Source organism: Microbacterium sp. NPDC056052 (assembly GCF_042266785.1).
Classification (GTDB): Bacteria; Actinomycetota; Actinomycetes; order Actinomycetales; family Microbacteriaceae; genus Microbacterium.
This window is the reverse complement of sequence record NZ_JBHJWV010000005.1, coordinates 235,232-250,416: the sequence shown is the minus strand read 5'-3', so window position 1 is coordinate 250,416 and position 15,185 is coordinate 235,232. Positions and strand designations below refer to the sequence as shown.

At 69.2% G+C, this 15,185-nt stretch carries 12 protein-coding genes; 8 read left to right on the top strand and 4 right to left on the bottom strand.

The annotated features are described in order from the left end of the window. Nucleotides 1-66: 66 nt before the first annotated feature. On the bottom strand, nucleotides 67-702 hold the full coding sequence (locus ACFC1J_RS11845) for a hypothetical protein (protein WP_375905920.1): 636 nt from the start codon (nucleotides 700-702) through the stop codon (nucleotides 67-69). Nucleotides 703-729: 27 nt separating this feature from the next. Beyond that, a complete protein-coding gene (locus tag ACFC1J_RS11840; protein WP_375905917.1) occupies nucleotides 730-2,847 on the bottom strand; it encodes an APC family permease in 2,118 nt (705 codons plus the stop codon). 211 nt (nucleotides 2,848-3,058) lie between these two features. Between ACFC1J_RS11840 and ACFC1J_RS11835 the strand changes: the two genes are divergently transcribed. Beyond that, nucleotides 3,059-3,751, top strand: coding sequence for a GTP pyrophosphokinase family protein (locus ACFC1J_RS11835; RefSeq protein ID WP_375905914.1), 693 nt, complete (start codon nucleotides 3,059-3,061; stop codon nucleotides 3,749-3,751). A gap of 138 nt (nucleotides 3,752-3,889) precedes the next feature. On the opposite strand, the gene ACFC1J_RS11830 is transcribed toward ACFC1J_RS11835, so the two are convergent. Both ACFC1J_RS11830 and ACFC1J_RS11825 read right to left on the bottom strand, forming a co-directional pair. Continuing rightward, nucleotides 3,890-5,104, bottom strand: coding sequence for an amidohydrolase (locus tag ACFC1J_RS11830; protein ID WP_375905911.1), 1,215 nt, complete (start codon nucleotides 5,102-5,104; stop codon nucleotides 3,890-3,892). Between the two features lie 75 nt (nucleotides 5,105-5,179). Further along, nucleotides 5,180-5,839 (bottom strand): TetR/AcrR family transcriptional regulator, encoded by a 660-nt coding sequence (locus ACFC1J_RS11825; RefSeq protein ID WP_375905908.1) that lies wholly within the window; start codon nucleotides 5,837-5,839, stop codon nucleotides 5,180-5,182. Between the two features lie 156 nt (nucleotides 5,840-5,995). Here ACFC1J_RS11825 and ACFC1J_RS11820 point away from each other — a divergent pair, with 156 nt between their 5' ends. The 7 genes from ACFC1J_RS11820 to ACFC1J_RS11790 all read left to right on the top strand — a co-directional run bounded on the left by ACFC1J_RS11820 (nucleotide 5,996) and on the right by ACFC1J_RS11790 (nucleotide 15,171). Continuing rightward, nucleotides 5,996-7,672, top strand: coding sequence for an ABC transporter substrate-binding protein (locus ACFC1J_RS11820; RefSeq protein WP_375905905.1), 1,677 nt, complete (start codon nucleotides 5,996-5,998; stop codon nucleotides 7,670-7,672). A gap of 128 nt (nucleotides 7,673-7,800) precedes the next feature. After that, on the top strand, nucleotides 7,801-8,625 hold the full coding sequence (locus tag ACFC1J_RS11815) for an ABC transporter ATP-binding protein (RefSeq protein WP_375905902.1): 825 nt from the start codon (nucleotides 7,801-7,803) through the stop codon (nucleotides 8,623-8,625). Next, nucleotides 8,622-9,434, top strand: a complete 813-nt coding sequence (locus ACFC1J_RS11810) for an ABC transporter ATP-binding protein (protein WP_375905899.1) — start codon at nucleotides 8,622-8,624, stop codon at nucleotides 9,432-9,434. The genes ACFC1J_RS11815 and ACFC1J_RS11810 overlap by 4 nt, the downstream gene beginning before the upstream one ends. Continuing rightward, nucleotides 9,431-10,507 (top strand): ABC transporter permease, encoded by a 1,077-nt coding sequence (locus ACFC1J_RS11805; protein WP_375905896.1) that lies wholly within the window; start codon nucleotides 9,431-9,433, stop codon nucleotides 10,505-10,507. Before ACFC1J_RS11810 ends, ACFC1J_RS11805 begins: the two co-directional genes overlap by 4 nt. Before the next feature lie 2 nt (nucleotides 10,508-10,509). Beyond that, nucleotides 10,510-11,598, top strand: coding sequence for an ABC transporter permease (locus ACFC1J_RS11800; protein WP_375905893.1), 1,089 nt, complete (start codon nucleotides 10,510-10,512; stop codon nucleotides 11,596-11,598). Then, nucleotides 11,595-13,847, top strand: a complete 2,253-nt coding sequence (locus ACFC1J_RS11795) for a glycoside hydrolase family 3 N-terminal domain-containing protein (RefSeq protein WP_375905891.1) — start codon at nucleotides 11,595-11,597, stop codon at nucleotides 13,845-13,847. Before ACFC1J_RS11800 ends, ACFC1J_RS11795 begins: the two co-directional genes overlap by 4 nt. Before the next feature lie 76 nt (nucleotides 13,848-13,923). Next, nucleotides 13,924-15,171 carry an MFS transporter gene (locus ACFC1J_RS11790; RefSeq protein ID WP_375905888.1) on the top strand — a complete coding sequence of 416 codons (1,248 nt, stop codon included), beginning with the start codon at nucleotides 13,924-13,926 and terminating at the stop codon, nucleotides 15,169-15,171. Nucleotides 15,172-15,185: the final 14 nt, after the last annotated feature.

Sequence of the window (15,185 nt, the reverse complement as noted above, 5' to 3'; positions counted from 1 at the left end):
TCACGCCCTGCGCCGGGAACCCATGCGGCTCCCACACGCGAGGGGCCGCGATCCGCGCCAGAAGCGTCAGAAGTGCATCTGCTTCATCGTGCCGTACTTGATGAGGATCTCCTCCAGTTCGGGTTCGCCCGCACGGGGCTCGACCCGGATCGTCTTCCCCGCGCCGTCCGAGAGCATGATGTCGGTTCCGTTCGAGAAGAGCAGCTTCTCCCACGGCGCCGACCACACGAGATCCTCGGTGCCGTCGACGGCACGCACGCCGGTCGCGTTGAACTCGACGTTCGCCACCTTGTCGGTCCCCTTCACCGCGAAGCGCGCGGGGAACTCGCTGCCCTCCCACTCCCGGAAGTACACCGAGAGGCCGAGCTTCGCCTGCGGCCATCCGGCGCGCAGGCTCCGCGCGATCCGCGAGACATGGACCTCCTGCTCGATCCGGTCGCCGTCGGCGCCCGTCCACGCGAGCACGAGGCTGCCGCCGAGGGGATACGCGGCCCGGAACAGCTCCTCCTGGCGCGTGTCGGAGGCGTCGAGGTCGGAGCTCTCGAGGAACGGCTGGTCGTCGATCGACGCCTGGCGCACGGTGAACGTGTGCCGCGTGGCGGCGCGTTTGCGTCGTGAGCTCAGCACCCCGAAGACGATGATGCCGATGAGCACCAGCACGCCTATGCCGAGGAAGATCAGGATCCCAGTGTCATCGTCCACGACGGCAGGATACCGTGAATTGAATCGTCATTCAGTCGTAGTCTGCCCGGCCGGAGGCGTGGTCAATGCCTTCTCGGGCGGGCCCGCAGGGCGCTGCACCCGGCGGCCGGGCTGGGCGCTGTTGTCTCCGTAGAGGGGGCGTCCGGCGCGCTGCTGGCCGGGCACGGGACGGGAGCGACGCCCATAGATGAGCTCGGAGGAGTCGAGCAGCCACGGCACGAGCGTGATCGTGACGCCGTGCACCATCATCAGCTGGTTGGCCACGCGGCGCGCGCGGCGGTTGTGCAGGATCGACTCCCACCAGTGCCCGACGATGTACTGCGGCAGGTACACGGTGACCACCGCGGGGCCGTGCTTCTGCCGGTACTTGCTGATGTAGGCCTCGACCGGCGCCGCGTAGTGGCGGAACGGCGACTCCACGATCACGAGCGGGATCGGGATCCGGTGCTGCTGCCAGTCCTTCTGCAGCTGCACGCCATCCTCCGGGTTGGCGGCGACGTGCAGCGCGATCGTCTTCTCGTGCTTGGCGGCGATGGCGTAGTCGATCGCCTTGATCACCGGCTTCTGCAGCCGGTTGACGAGGATGATCGCGACGTCGCCCTCGGATCCGAAGTGAGTCGTGTCGTCGATCGAGATCTCGTGCTCGACGTCGCGGTAGTAGCGCTTCACGCCCATCATGAGCAGCGCGAGGAGAGGGATCGCGATGAACACCATCCACGCGCCGTGCGTGAACTTGGTGATCGTGACGATCACGAGCACCGCGATCGTCATGGACGCGCCGAGCGAGTTGATCGCAAGGCCCGTGTAGGCCGTGCGGCGCACGGGTTGGGCGTCCTTCACGCTCATGACCTTGGTGCCGGCGAGCAGGCGTCGCCAGTGCCGCACCATGCCGACCTGGCCGAGCGAGAACGACACGAACACGCCGATGATGTAGAGCTGGATCAGGTTCGTCAGGTTCGCCTGGAACAGCACCAGCACGCCGATCGCGGCGATGCCGAGCAGGATCATGCCGTTCGAGAACACGAGGCGGTCGCCGCGGGTGTTGAGCGCCTTGGGGGCGTAGCCGTCGCGGGCGAGCACGGCGCCGAGCAGCGGGAAGCCGTTGAAAGCCGTGTTGGCGGCGAGCAGCAGCACGCAGGCGGTCGCCGCCTGGATGATGAAGAACGGCAGGGATCCGCCGCCGAACACCGCGGAGGCGATCTGCGCCATGAGCGACTGCTGCGGCTGGCCGCAGACGTACCCGACGAGGTCGCGGCACGGATCCTCCGCGTAGTGCACCTGGGTGATCAGCCCGAGCGCGGTGAGGCCGGTGAACAGCAGGATCGCGATCCCGCCCATCATCGCCAGCGTCGCCTGCGCGTTGCGGATCTTCGGGATGCGGAACGCCTGCACGCCGTTCGACACCGCCTCGACGCCGGTCAGAGCGGAACAGCCGCTGGAGAACGCCCGGAGCACGAGCAGGATGACCGCCGCGTTCGCGAGCTGGTCGCCGTGCATCGCGTACTGCGCGCTCTCGGCGATCGGGGCGTCGCCGAGGAAGGTGCGGACGAGTCCGGCGACGATCATGACGCCGACGGATCCGATGAAGACGTACGTGGGGATCGCGAAGAAGGTCGAGGCCTCGCGCACGCCGCGCAGGTTCACGACCACGATGAGGATGACGAAGCCGACCGCGAGCTCGACGCGCCAGGGGTCGAGCTGCGGCACGGCGGAGATGATGTTGTCCACGCCGGAGGCGATCGATACGGACACCGTGAGGATGTAGTCGACGAGGAGGGCGGCGCCCACGACGACGCCGGGGATCTCGCCGAGGTTCTTCGACGCGACCTCGTAGTCGCCGCCGCCCGAGGGGTACGCCTGGATGAGCTTGCGGTAGCTCAGCACGATCACGATCAGCAGCAGGACGACGGCCGCGGCAACCCATGGCGCGAAGGCGAGGAACGCCAGACCGCCGAGCCCCAGGGTCATCAGCATCTCCTGCGGACCGTAGGCCACGGAGGAGAGTGCGTCGGATGCGAAGATCGGCAGCGCCATCCGTTTCGGGAGGAGCTGCTCGTTCGCCTTCTCTGTGCTGAGCGGCTCGCCGAGCAGGATGCGTTTGGCTACCTGCGGGGCGTCGGCGCTCTCACGGCTGTCATTGGCCACGAGCGGCTAAATTACGCCTGGAACGGGGCGGATGCAATTTCGCGCGCGGGTTGTTGCATCACTGTTCCATCACTCTTTGCCGTCGGCGGGCCCCGGGCGTGTCCGGAGAGGGTAGGCGCACGGGGCCGGAGAGCGCTCTTTCGACCACTCGTCGGTCCGCTCAGGACGAACACACAGGAGATCCGAACTCCTTTTGCGTAGCGTCGCAGACATGAGCATGGCCCCCCTGGACGACGATGCGCTGAACCAGACCCTGTCCGAGGCGCGCGAGCTGCGCGACGAGTTCCAGCGGTTCCTGCACGAGTACGAGTTCGGGATGCGCGAGATCGAGACGAAGATCTCGATCCTGCGGGACGAGTTCACGCATCACCACTCCTACAACCCCATCGAGCACGTGAAGAGCCGGGTCAAGACGCCCGACAGCATTGTGGAGAAGGTGGCGCGGCGGGGGATCGAGCCCGACTTCGACACGATCCGCGCGAACATCACCGACATCGCCGGTGTGCGCGTGACGTGCAGCTTCGTCGCCGACGTGTACCGGCTGTTCGATCTGCTCGCCGCGCAGGACGACATCACCGTGCGCATCGTGAAGGACTACATCGCGACGCCGAAGGCCAACGGCTACCGCAGCCTGCACGCGATCCTCGAGGTGCCGGTGTTCCTCTCCTCGGGCCCGATCATGGTGCCGGTCGAGGTGCAGTTCCGCACGATCGCGATGGACTTCTGGGCGAGCCTCGAGCACAAGATCCACTACAAGTTCCAGGGTCAGGTGCCCGCGCACCTCGTGGACGACCTCACCGCGGCGGCCGACGCCGCGAGCGAGCTCGACGGGCGCATGGAGCGGCTGCACCACGAGGCGCACGCCCCGCTCGCCGCGCTGCCCCCCGTCCGCGTCGACGTCTGAGCGGAGATCCGCTCAGCGCGGCCCGCGGATCCGCCCGTCGCCGTTCCGGAGGGCGTCTGCAGTTCTGCAGGACGAATCGGGCGGATCCGTCCTGCAGAGTCGCAGACATCCTGCAGGGTTTCCGCGCGCCGGCGGGTGTCAGTCCAGGAACTCGCGGGCCGCGACGGTCAGCGCCTGCACGCCGATCTCGATCGTCGGGTGGATCTCGACGGCGAAGAACGGCGAGTGGTTCGTGGCGATCTCGCTGTCGACCGTGCCGTTCGCCACCGCCACCGCGTAGCGGGCCGGGGCGATGCCGCCCCAGAACCAGAACACGAGCGGCACGCCGGCGTCGCGGGCGAACCAGGACACGTCCTCGCTGCCGGTGAACAGGCCGGGGTCGATCACGTTCGCGTCGCCGAACGCCGCGCGGAAGGCGGCCGTCGCGCGCTCTGTCGCGGCGGCGTCGTTGATCGTCGCGGGCAGCGTGTGCAGAGTCTCGATGGTCGGATCCTGGAGCGCGCCGGACGCCATCGCCTCGGCCTTGATGACGCGTTCGACCTTCTCCAGCACCTTTTCGCGCAGGACCTCGTCGGGATAGCGCAGGCTGAGGTCGAGTGTGGCCTCGGCCGGGATGATGTTGTTCTTGGTGCCGGCGTGGATCGCGCCGACCGTCACGACGGCGAGGTCGTGCGGATCCACCTCGCGGGAGACCACGGTCTGCAGGCGCATGACGGTCGCGGCGGCCATGACGACGGGGTCGATCGTCGAGTGCGGGCGCGAGCCGTGCCCGCCGCGGCCGTGCAGCACGACGTGCAGGCCGTCGGATGCCGACATCTGCGGGCCGGGCCGCACGCCGATCATGCCGGCGGGGAAGGGCGTGACGTGCTGTCCGATGACGACGTCGGGGCGGGGGAAGCGGTCCAGGGCGCCGTCGTCGAGCATCGCGCGGGCGCCCGCGCCGTACTCCTCGGCGGGCTGGATGACGACGACGAGCGTGCCGGACCACTCGTCCCTGGTGCGGACGAGCTCCTCGACGGCGCCGATCATGGCGGTCACGTGCATGTCGTGGCCGCAGGCGTGCATGATGCCCACCTCATGGCCCTCGGGATCGATGCCGGTCGCGGTGCTCGCGTAGGCGAGGCCCGTCTGCTCGGTCACGGGCAGGGCGTCCATGTCGGCGCGCGCCCAGACGACGGGGCCCTCGCCGTTCGCGAGCACTCCGATCACGCCGGTCTTCCCGATGCCCTCGGTGACCTCCAGCCCGAGGTCGCGCAGGTGCCCGGCGGCGATCGCGGCGGTGCGCGTCTCCTGGAACGAGAGCTCGGGGTTGCGGTGCAGGTCGATGAAGAGCGCTTCGAGGTCGATCGTCATAGCGCCGAGCCTACGGGAGCGGGCGAGAGCAGGGATCCGCCGGCCGGCCGGACCCGTCGGAGGCTCGGAGATCGGTCAGCGAGAGGACGCGCCCGGCGCGTAGGTCTCGAGCGGGGGACCGGGGCGGAGCACGCCGTTCACGATCGCCTCGATCGCGAACGAACTGGCCTCGGCGAGATCGACGGCCGACGGGTCCAGCAGCCACTGCAGCTGCAGGCCGTCCATGACCGCGAGGATCGATGCGGAGGCCGTGGCGACGCGTGCGGTGTCGGTCACGCCCTCCTGGGCGCACAGCTCGCCGAACGCGTCGGACACCTCCTCCCTGAGCTTCGAGTACCGGTGCTCGAAGAACCCGCGCGCCGGGTGGTCGTCGGTCACGGACTCGCTGGAGAGCACGGTGTAGACCTGCACGATGCCCGGCCGCAGCTCGTTCACGAGCGCGGTCTTGACGAGATGCAGGAAGAGGGCGGGGCCGTCCGGGATGTGCTTCTCGGCGAGGCCCGCGACATCGCTCTCGTCGCGGTAGGCGAGCACCTCGAGCAGCAGATTCTGCTTGGAGCCGAAGTGATGCAGCACACCGGCGTGCGTCATGCCGACCTGCTCGGCGATGTCGGCGAGGGTGCCGTTCGTGGAGCCCTTGGCGCCGAAGATCTCGATCGCGGCCTTCAGGATCTCGGTCCGCTTGCGCTCGGTCTCCGGTCGGGACTTCACGCGGCTCGATGCGGTCGTGACCATTTCGTTTCCCCTCCCCTGCTTGTCATCCAGCTTACTGATCGGTAACCTCACTTTTACTTACTTTCCCGCTAGTAAGTAAAAGTCTCCCCCACAGGGAAGCGGGACCCCGCACCAGATGGGCGCACGACGGCCGTGCCCCCACCAGAAGGAGAAGCAATGACGCTCAGGAAGACCTTGATCGCGGTGACGGCCTTCGCGGCGATCGGCGCGGCCGCGCTGACCGGCTGCTCGTCGGGCGGCGGCAGCGCCTCCGGCTCGACCGGCGGATCGCTCACGATCGCGAAGCCCGACGGCGCCGCGGTGCTCGCCACCCAGATCAACAACCCGTTCATCAGCACCGGATCCGGCATGTCGCTCGGCTACGACCGGATGATCTACGAACCCCTCGCGATGGTGAACCCGGTCGGCAAGAACGAGACCACGCCGTGGCTCGCCTCGAAGGTCGAGTGGAACGCCGACTACACGCAGCTCACCGTCACGCCGCGCGCCGACGTGAAGTGGAGCGACGGCAAGCCGTTCACCGCCGACGACATCGTCTTCACCTACACGCTGATCAAGAACACCCCGGCGCTCGACCTTGGCGGACTCAAGCTGGCCGACATCAAGAAGGACGGCGACAACGTCGTCTTGAGCTTCAGCGAGTCGAAGTTCGTCAAGCAGGGCGATGTCCTGCAGGTCGGCATCGTGCCGGAGCACCAGTGGAAGGCCATCGCCGATCCGACCAAGGATCCGGTCAAGGAGGCCATCGGCACCGGGCCGTACACGATCAAGAGCTTCTCCTCGCAGGGCGTCGTGCTCTCCTCGCGCAAGGACTACTGGGGCGGCGACGTGCCCGTCCCGCAGCTCAAGTACCTCGAGTACAACGACAACACCGGGCTGCTCCGCGGCCTGCAGAACGGCGAGACGGACTGGGGGCAGATCTTCATCACCGACTTCCAGAAGAACTACGTCGACAAGGACGCGAAGCACAACGTGTTCTGGGCCGCCAACGTGCTGAGCCCCGACATGATCCTGGTGAACACGACGAAGGCGCCGTTCAACGACCCCGCGTTCCGCAAGGCCGTGAACATGGTGATCGACCGCAAGGCGCACGCCGAGAAGGCGCGGAGCAACGCCGGTCCGGAGCTGACGAGCGTGACCGGCATCCCGCAGCCGACGGGCGACCAGTACATCGCCCCCGAGTACAAGGACAAGACGTTCTCGATCGACGTGGACGGCGCCAAGAAGGTGCTCACCGATGCGGGATACACCTGGAACAAGGACGCGCTGATCGATCCGGCCGGCGCTCCGGTGTCGTTCACTCTGCAGGATCCGCAGGGCTGGAACGACTACGTCACCGGGATCCAGCTCGTCGCCACCCAGGTCAAGAGCACGCTGGGCGCCGACGCCAAGGTCGCCACCCCCGACGCGGACACCTGGCTCAGCAACGTCGCGACCGGCAACTTCGACGCCGCGCTGCACTGGACGGGATCGGGCACGAACCCCTGGCACATCTACGACGACGTGATGAACGGCGCCTACCTGGAGCAGGCGGCCGGCGGCAAGGTCTCCGACAACTTCGGCCGCTACAACAACCCCGAGGCGACCGCGCTGCTGGCGCAGTACGCGCAGGCCTCGGACGACGCCACCCGCACGGATGCGCTGAACAAGCTGCAGAAGATCTTCGTGGAAGACGTGCCGGCGATCCCGATCGGCACGCACCCGCAGCTGGGCGAGTACAACACCCGGAAGTACACCGGGTGGCCGAGCGAGGACGACCAGTACGCGACGGCCGACCCGACGCAGCCCTCCGCCGTCCAGGTCGTACTGAAGCTGAAGCCGGCCGGTAAGTAGCAGTCCGATCCCTCTCGGTCGTCGAGCGAGCGCCGCGGGACGAAACGCGGTCATGACGGAGCACCGCGTTCCGTCCCGATCGCGGTGCGCGCGGCCTCGCTCGACGACCGCTACCGGAGCAAGCACTCATGACAGACACTCTTCTCTCCGTGCGCGACTTCTCGGTCGTGTACGACGTGGATCCGCCCGTCGCGGCGGTCAAGAACGTCACCCTCGAGATCGGCCGCGGCGAGATCGTCGGCCTGGCCGGCGAGAGCGGCTGCGGCAAGACGACCCTCGCGTACGGCGTGCAGCGGCTGCTCAAGCCTCCGGCCGTGATCACCGGCGGCAGCGTCACCTTCCACGACGCGTCCGGCGAGGACGTCGACGTCAACGCGCTCGACGTCGAGCAGATGCGGCGGTTCCGCTGGGACCGGATCTCGATGGTGTTCCAGGGCGCGATGAACGCGCTCAACCCGGTGGCCACGATCGGCGCCCAACTGGACGACGTGTTCCGGGTGCACCGCCCGGCCATGAGCCGCACCGAACGCCGGGACGCGGTCGTCGAGCTGCTGGAGATCGTGAAGGTGGGCGGGCAGCGGCGACGCTCCTACCCGCACGAGCTCTCCGGCGGGATGCGCCAGCGCGTGATGATCGCGATGGCGCTCGCCCTGCGTCCGCAGCTCATGGTCATGGACGAGCCGACCACCGCGCTGGACGTGCTGGTGCAGCGCGAGATCCTCAGTCAGATCTCGCAGCTGCGCCGCGAATTCGGCTTCTCGGTCGTCTTCATCACGCACGACCTGCCGCTGCTGCTGGAGATCAGCGACCGCATCGCGATCATGCGCGCCGGGGAGATCGTGGAGCTGGGCACCGCCGAGCAGATCTGGACCGATCCGCAGCACGAGTACACGCGAACACTGCTGAGCTCGTTCCCCCGGCTCACGGGCGAGAGAGGGATGGTGCGGCGATGACGACGCTCGAGGTCAAGAACGTCACGAAGGTCTACAGCGTCCGCGGAGCCGGGCGGATCAAGGCGCTGGACGACGTGAGCTTCACGCTCGGTGCGCGCCAGACCATCGGCCTGGTTGGGCAGTCGGGCAGCGGCAAGTCCACGATCGCGAAGATCCTCACTCAACTGGAGACCCCCACTCACGGCGAGGTGCTGCTGGACGGAGAGGCGATCCCGCGCCGGGGTGCGGGCCTGCGGCGTTACCGGCAGCGCCTGCGGATGGTGTTCCAGGACCCGTTCGCATCGCTGAATCCGTCCCACTCGATCCGGCACCACATCGAGCGCCCGCTGCAGCTGGACCGCGTCGTCCCCCGGAAGGACGTCGACGCCGAGGTGCGGCGTCTCCTCGACCGGGTCCGGCTGGAACCCGGCGCCGTGATCGACCGCCGTCCGCACGAGCTCTCCGGCGGACAGCGCCAGCGCGTCGCGATCGCCCGAGCACTGGCCTCCCGGCCCGACCTCCTGATCGCCGACGAGCCGGTCTCGATGCTCGACGTCTCGATCCGGCTCGGCGTCCTGAACCTGCTCGCCGAGCTGCAGCGGGAGGAGGGGCTGGGGGTGCTCTACATCACGCACGACCTGGCCACCGCCCGTCACTTCAGCGACGAGATCATGGTGCTCAACCAGGGCAGGGTCGTGGAACGCGGCCCCGCCGACGACGTGATCCTGAACCCGCAGGATCCGTACACCCGCGAGCTGCGCGCCGCGTCGCCCGATCCCGAGAAGCACTTCGGCAGGCCCGCGGTGCCCGTGGCAGGAGGTGCGCGATGAGCGCCGAACCGACGACCGCCCCCGCCGTCGACCCGACGCTCGTGGGCACCACCGCGACCCGCGCCGAGCGGGGAGGGATCCGCGTGCCGTGGCGCTTCATCCTGAACCGCGCCGCGTTCTATCTGTTCACCGCGTGGGCGGCCATCACGATCAACTTCTTCATCCCGCGGATGATGAAGGGCGACGCGGTCGACTCGTTCATGGCCCGCAGCCAGGGGCAGCTCACGCCCGCCGCGGAGAAGGCGCTGCGCCTGATGTTCGGCCTCGACTCCTCGGTGCCGCTGTGGCAGCAGTACCTCGACTACTGGGGCATGCTGCTGCGCGGTGACCTCGGCGTCTCGATCTCGACCGGCATGGCCCCGGTGAACGAGGCGATCGCCTCCGCGCTGCCGTGGACCCTCGGGCTGGTCGGCGTCGCCACCGTGATCTCCTTCGCGATCGGCACGAGCGTGGGCGCCGTGATCGGCTGGAGGCGCGGCAGCGCGCTGGACGTCTTCGTGCCGGTGACCACCTTCCTCGGCACCGTGCCGTACTTCTGGTTCGGCCTCATCTTCATCGCGTTCTTCTCCTCGACGCTGGGCTGGTTCCCGGCCGGGCACGCCTATGAGGTCGGCGTCGAACCAGGGTGGAACGCCGAGTTCATCGGGCAGGTGCTCTCGCACGCCGCGCTGCCGGTGCTGACGATCGTGATCGCGTCGCTGGGCGGCTGGGTGCTCGGTATGCGCAACATGATGCTCACGGTGCTCGACGAGGACTACATCACGGTGGCGCAGGCGAAGGGCATGCCGAACCGTCGGGTGCTCTGGAAGTACGCCGCGCGCAACGCCGTGCTGCCGCAGATCCAGAGCTTCGCGCTCTCGCTCGGCTTCATCGTCGGCGGCACGATCGTGATGGAGATGGTCTTCTCCTACCCCGGGATCGGCCTGCTCCTGCTGAACGCGACCAACGCCAAGGACTACGCCCTGATGCAGGGCATCTTCCTGGTCCTGGTGATGGCGGTGCTCGTGGCGAACATCATCGCCGACATCGTCTACGCCGTCCTCGATCCGCGCACCCGTCAGACGGAGGGCTGAGCATGAACGTTCCCACCACGAAACAAGAGATCCTCGCGCCGGCCCCCGGCGCCGGCGCACCCGAGACGGTCACCGTGCTGACCGCGGACCCCGGGCCCGTATTCCGGCGCACGTTCTGGTCGCAGCTGCGCGCCTCGCTCGCCATGTTCGGCAACCCCAAGTCGGCGACCGGGCTGATCATCCTGGGCGCGTTCGCGATCGTCGCGCTCTTCGCCCCGTGGATCGCGCCGTATCCGCCGACCGCGCAGCACCTGGATCAGACGCTGGAGGCGCCGTCGCTCCAGCACCTGCTGGGCACCACGCACATCGGCGAGGACGTGTTCAGCCAGCTCGTCTATGGCACCCGCGGCGTGCTGCTGGTCGGCTTCCTGGCGACGATCATGGCGACCGTCGTGGCCATCGTCGTCGGCGTGACCGCCGGCTATCTGCGCGGATGGAAGAGCGAGGCCCTCTCGGCGCTCGCGAACGTCTTCCTGGTGCTGCCCGCCCTGCCGCTCATCATCATCGTGGCCTCGCAGTTCCAGGATCCGCCGCTGTGGATCATCGCCGCGGTGCTGGGACTGACCGGCTGGGCATGGGGCGCGAGGGTGCTGCGGGCGCAGACGATGTCGCTGCGCAACCGCGACTTCATCCAGGCCGCGCGCGCCAACGGCGAACCGCTGCACCGGATCATCCTGGTCGAGATGCTTCCGAACCTGATGGCGATCATCGCGTCGAGCTTCGTGGGCACCATGACCGCCGCGGTGCTGGGACTCACCACTCTCGCGTTCATCGGGGTGATCCCCGTGTCGAACCTGAACTGGGGCACGATCCTGTTCTGGGCGCAGCAGAACAACGCCTTCCCCGACTACTGGTGGTGGTACGTGCCGGCCGGGCTCTGCATCGCCCTGCTCGGCGTCGCGCTGTCGCTGATCAACTTCGGCATCGACGAGTACGTCAACCCCCGCCTGCGCTCCGCCGGAGAGCGCGCCCGCGCCCTCAAGAAGCGCGGCATCGACCAGAACGCCGCCGTGACCGCGGTGCGCCCCGGCGCGCTGCCGGCGTCGCCCCCCGCGGCCGGAGCCGCCGAACCAGAGAGCACCCCCGCATGAGCGACGTCCTGCCCTTCCGCGATCCGAGCCTCGGCACGCCAGAACGCGTGGCCGATCTGCTCGGCCGCATGACGGTCGAGGAGAAGGTCGGTCAGATGCTGCAGCTCGACGCGCGCGACGACCTGCGCGACCACGTGCTGCGGCGCCACGTCGGCTCGATCCTGCACACCTCGCCCGAGCGCATCCTCGAGGCCAACCGGCTCACCGCAGAGACCCGGCTGCGCATCCCGCTGCTGGTGGGCGAGGACTGCATCCACGGCCACTCGTTCTGGCCGGGCGCGACGATCTACCCGACGCCGCTCGGCATGGCGGCGACCTGGGATCCCGGCCTGATCGAGCAGGTCGCCCGCGCCACGGCCGAGGAGGTGGCGGCGACCGGGATCCACTGGACGTTCTCGCCCGTGCTGTGCATCGCGCGCGATCTGCGCTGGGGGAGGATCAGCGAGACGTTCGGCGAGGATCCGTTCCTCATCGGCGAGCTCGCGAGCGCGATGGTGCGCGGCTATCAAGGGGAGGGGCTCGAGGACCCGACCGCGATCCTCGCCACCGCGAAGCACTTCGCCGGCTACTCGGAGACCCAGGGCGGACGGGATGCGAGCGAGGCGGACATCTCGAGGCGCAAGCTCCGCAGCTGGTTCCTGCCGCCCTTCGAGCGCGTCGCGCGCGAGGGCTGCCGCACCTTCATGCTCGGATACCAGACCACAGACGGGGTGCCGATCACGGTCAACGACTGGCTGCTCAGCGACGTGCTGCGCGGCGAGTGGGGCTACACCGGCACGCTCATCACGGACTGGGACAACGTCGGCAGGATGGTCTGGGAGCAGCGCGTGCAACCCGACTACGCGCATGCCGCCGCTGCGGCGGTGACCGCGGGCAATGACATGGTGATGACCACGCCGCAGTTCTACGAGGGCGCGTTCGAGGCGGTGCAGAAGGGCATGCTCGGACCGGACGCGTTCGATGCCGCCGTGGCCCGCATCCTCACGCTGAAGTTCGACCTCGGGCTCTTCGAGGATCCGCGCCTGCCCTCGTCCGGCCTGGACGCCGTGGTGGGCAGCGGAGCGCATTCCGACCTCAACCTCGAGGTCGCGCGGCGATCGCTCGTGCTGCTGGAGAACGACGGGGTGCTGCCGCTGGGCGCGACCGGTCCGCTCGCGGAGGCGGATCCGATCCGGGTCGCCGTGGTGGGACCCCTCGCCGATGACGCGCAGACCCAGCTCGGCGACTGGGCCGGCGGTTCCGGCCAGGCGGGCTGGCTCGACGGGCAACCCCGCGAGATGATCACGACGGTGCTCGACGGCCTGCGCGCCGTCGAGGGCCTGGCCGTGCGGCACGCGCACGGTGCGGAGATCCTCACCCTCGAGGAGGACCCGCTCGGCGCGACGTTCCCGGACGGGCAGCCCCGGCCGCCCGTCGTGGTGCCGGCCGAGTCCGATCCGCACCTTCTCGCCGAGGCGGTCCGTGCCGCCGACGCGGCGGACGTCGTCGTCGCGGTGGTCGGCGACAGGATCGAGCTCGTCGGCGAGGGCCGCTCCACCGCGACCCTCGAACTCGTCGGCGGCCAGAACGCGCTGCTCGATGCGATGATCGCGTCCGGGAAGCCCGTGATCGTGGTGCTCCTGGCCTCCAAACCGCTCGTGCTCCCTGCGTCGGCGGCCGGGGCCGCCGCCGTGATCTGGGCCGCCAACCCCGGCATGCACGGAGGCCGTGCGATCGCCGAGCTCATCACCGGCGCGATCGAGCCCTCGGGGCGACTGCCGATCTCGTTCGCGCGGCACGTCGGGCAGCAGCCGACGTACTACAACCAGATCCGCGGGCAGCACGGCACCCGCTACGCAGACCTCACGCAGGCGCCGGCCTGGGCGTTCGGCGACGGGCTGTCGTTCACGACCGTGGAGTACTCCGCCCTGGGGCTCGTGTCGGCGACGCTCGCCGCGGACCACACGATCGTCGCCGAGGTGTCGGTGACCAACACCGGATCCCGCCCCGTGCGCGAGACGGTGCAGGTGTACGTGCGCGATGTCGTCACGAGCGCCAGCTGGACCGACAAGGAGCTCAAGGCCTACCGCCAGGTCGATCTCGCGCCGGGGGAGTCCGCGCGCGTGCGGCTGGAGCTGCCGGTCGCCGACTGCACGATCGTGGATGCCGCGGGGATCCGCCGGGTCGAGCCCGGTGCCTTCGAGCTCCTGGTCGGGTCGTCGTCGCGCGAGGAGACGTTGCTGTCTGCCGCGTTCGAGGTGGTCGGCTGAGGCGGTGTCCGACAATTCGTCCGGAATCCTCGCAAAATGCGAGCGCGGAGCGGATCCGCTCTGGTTGGATGACCTGGTGCGAACGACTGCTGATGACACCGGCTTCCGGCCCGGAGCGCTGATCTGGCTCGCCGTCGCGACCTTCTCGATGGGGATCGACGGCTACGTGCTGGCGGGGCTGCTGCCGCAGATCGCCACGGACCTGGATGTCGATGCGGCCGCCGCCGGGCAGCTCATGAGCGTGTTCGCGGCGACCGGCGCGATCGCCGGTCCCGTGCTCGGTGCATTCACCGGACGCTGGGAGCGCAAGTCGACGATCGTGCTGGCCCTCAGCGTCTTCGTGCTCGGCAACCTCATGGTGGGCCTCGCGCCCACCTACTTCTGGGCGATGAGCGGCCGGGTGGTGTCGGCCCTCGGCGGGGCACTGCTGAACGCCGTGATCGGCTCCTACGTGATCGCGCGCACACCAGAGCACTACCGCGGCAGGGCGCTCTCGCTCGTGATGGGCGGCTTCCTGTTCGCGACAGCGCTCGGCGTGCCGGTCGGGCTCGTGATCGGACAGGCCGACTGGCGGATCCCGCTGTTCCTCGTGGTCGGCGTCGGCGCGGCAGCGCTCGTCGGGATCCTGTGGAAGGTGCGACCGCTGCGCCTTCCGCCGCTGTCGCTGCGCGAGGCGCTGAGCCCGCTCACGCGTCCGGCGATCCTGCTCGTGCTGCTGGTGCCGATGGGCCTCATGTGCGCGAGCTACTTCTGTTTCACCTACGCGACGCTGATCCTCGGCCCGCGCATCGGCGAGGGGTACCCGATCATCGGCGCTCTCTTCGGCTACGGCATCGTGAGCCTCGCCGGCAACATCGTCTCCGGACGCGTGACCGATCGCCGCGGCCCCGTCCCCGTGCTCACGGTCATCGTCGCCACGGTGCTCGCCGCTGCTCTGCTCGGCGGGGCGGGACTCATGCTCCCCGGCATCGCCGGCGCCGTGGCGGGGCTCGTCTGGTTCCTGGTGTGCGCCTTCTTCAACGGCGGATCCGGCGTCGCCGCCCAGACGCGGCTCGCCACGATGGTGCCGCCGGCGGTGGCCGCACTCGTGCTCGCGCTCAACAACAGCGCCATGATGCTGGGGAGTGCGCTCGGCAGCGCGCTCGGCGGTCTCGCGCTCGCCGCCGGCGCCGCGCCGGACCAGCTCCTGCCGCTCTCGGGCATCGTGCTCGCGGTGACGCTCGGGGTGCAGCTCGCCACGGCCGCGATGCACCGGCGCCGCGTGGCTGCGGTCGCCCCGGTCGACGCTGGGGAGCCGCCCGTGGAGGCGCTCGACCCGGCGTGACGTCGGGGTCGCTG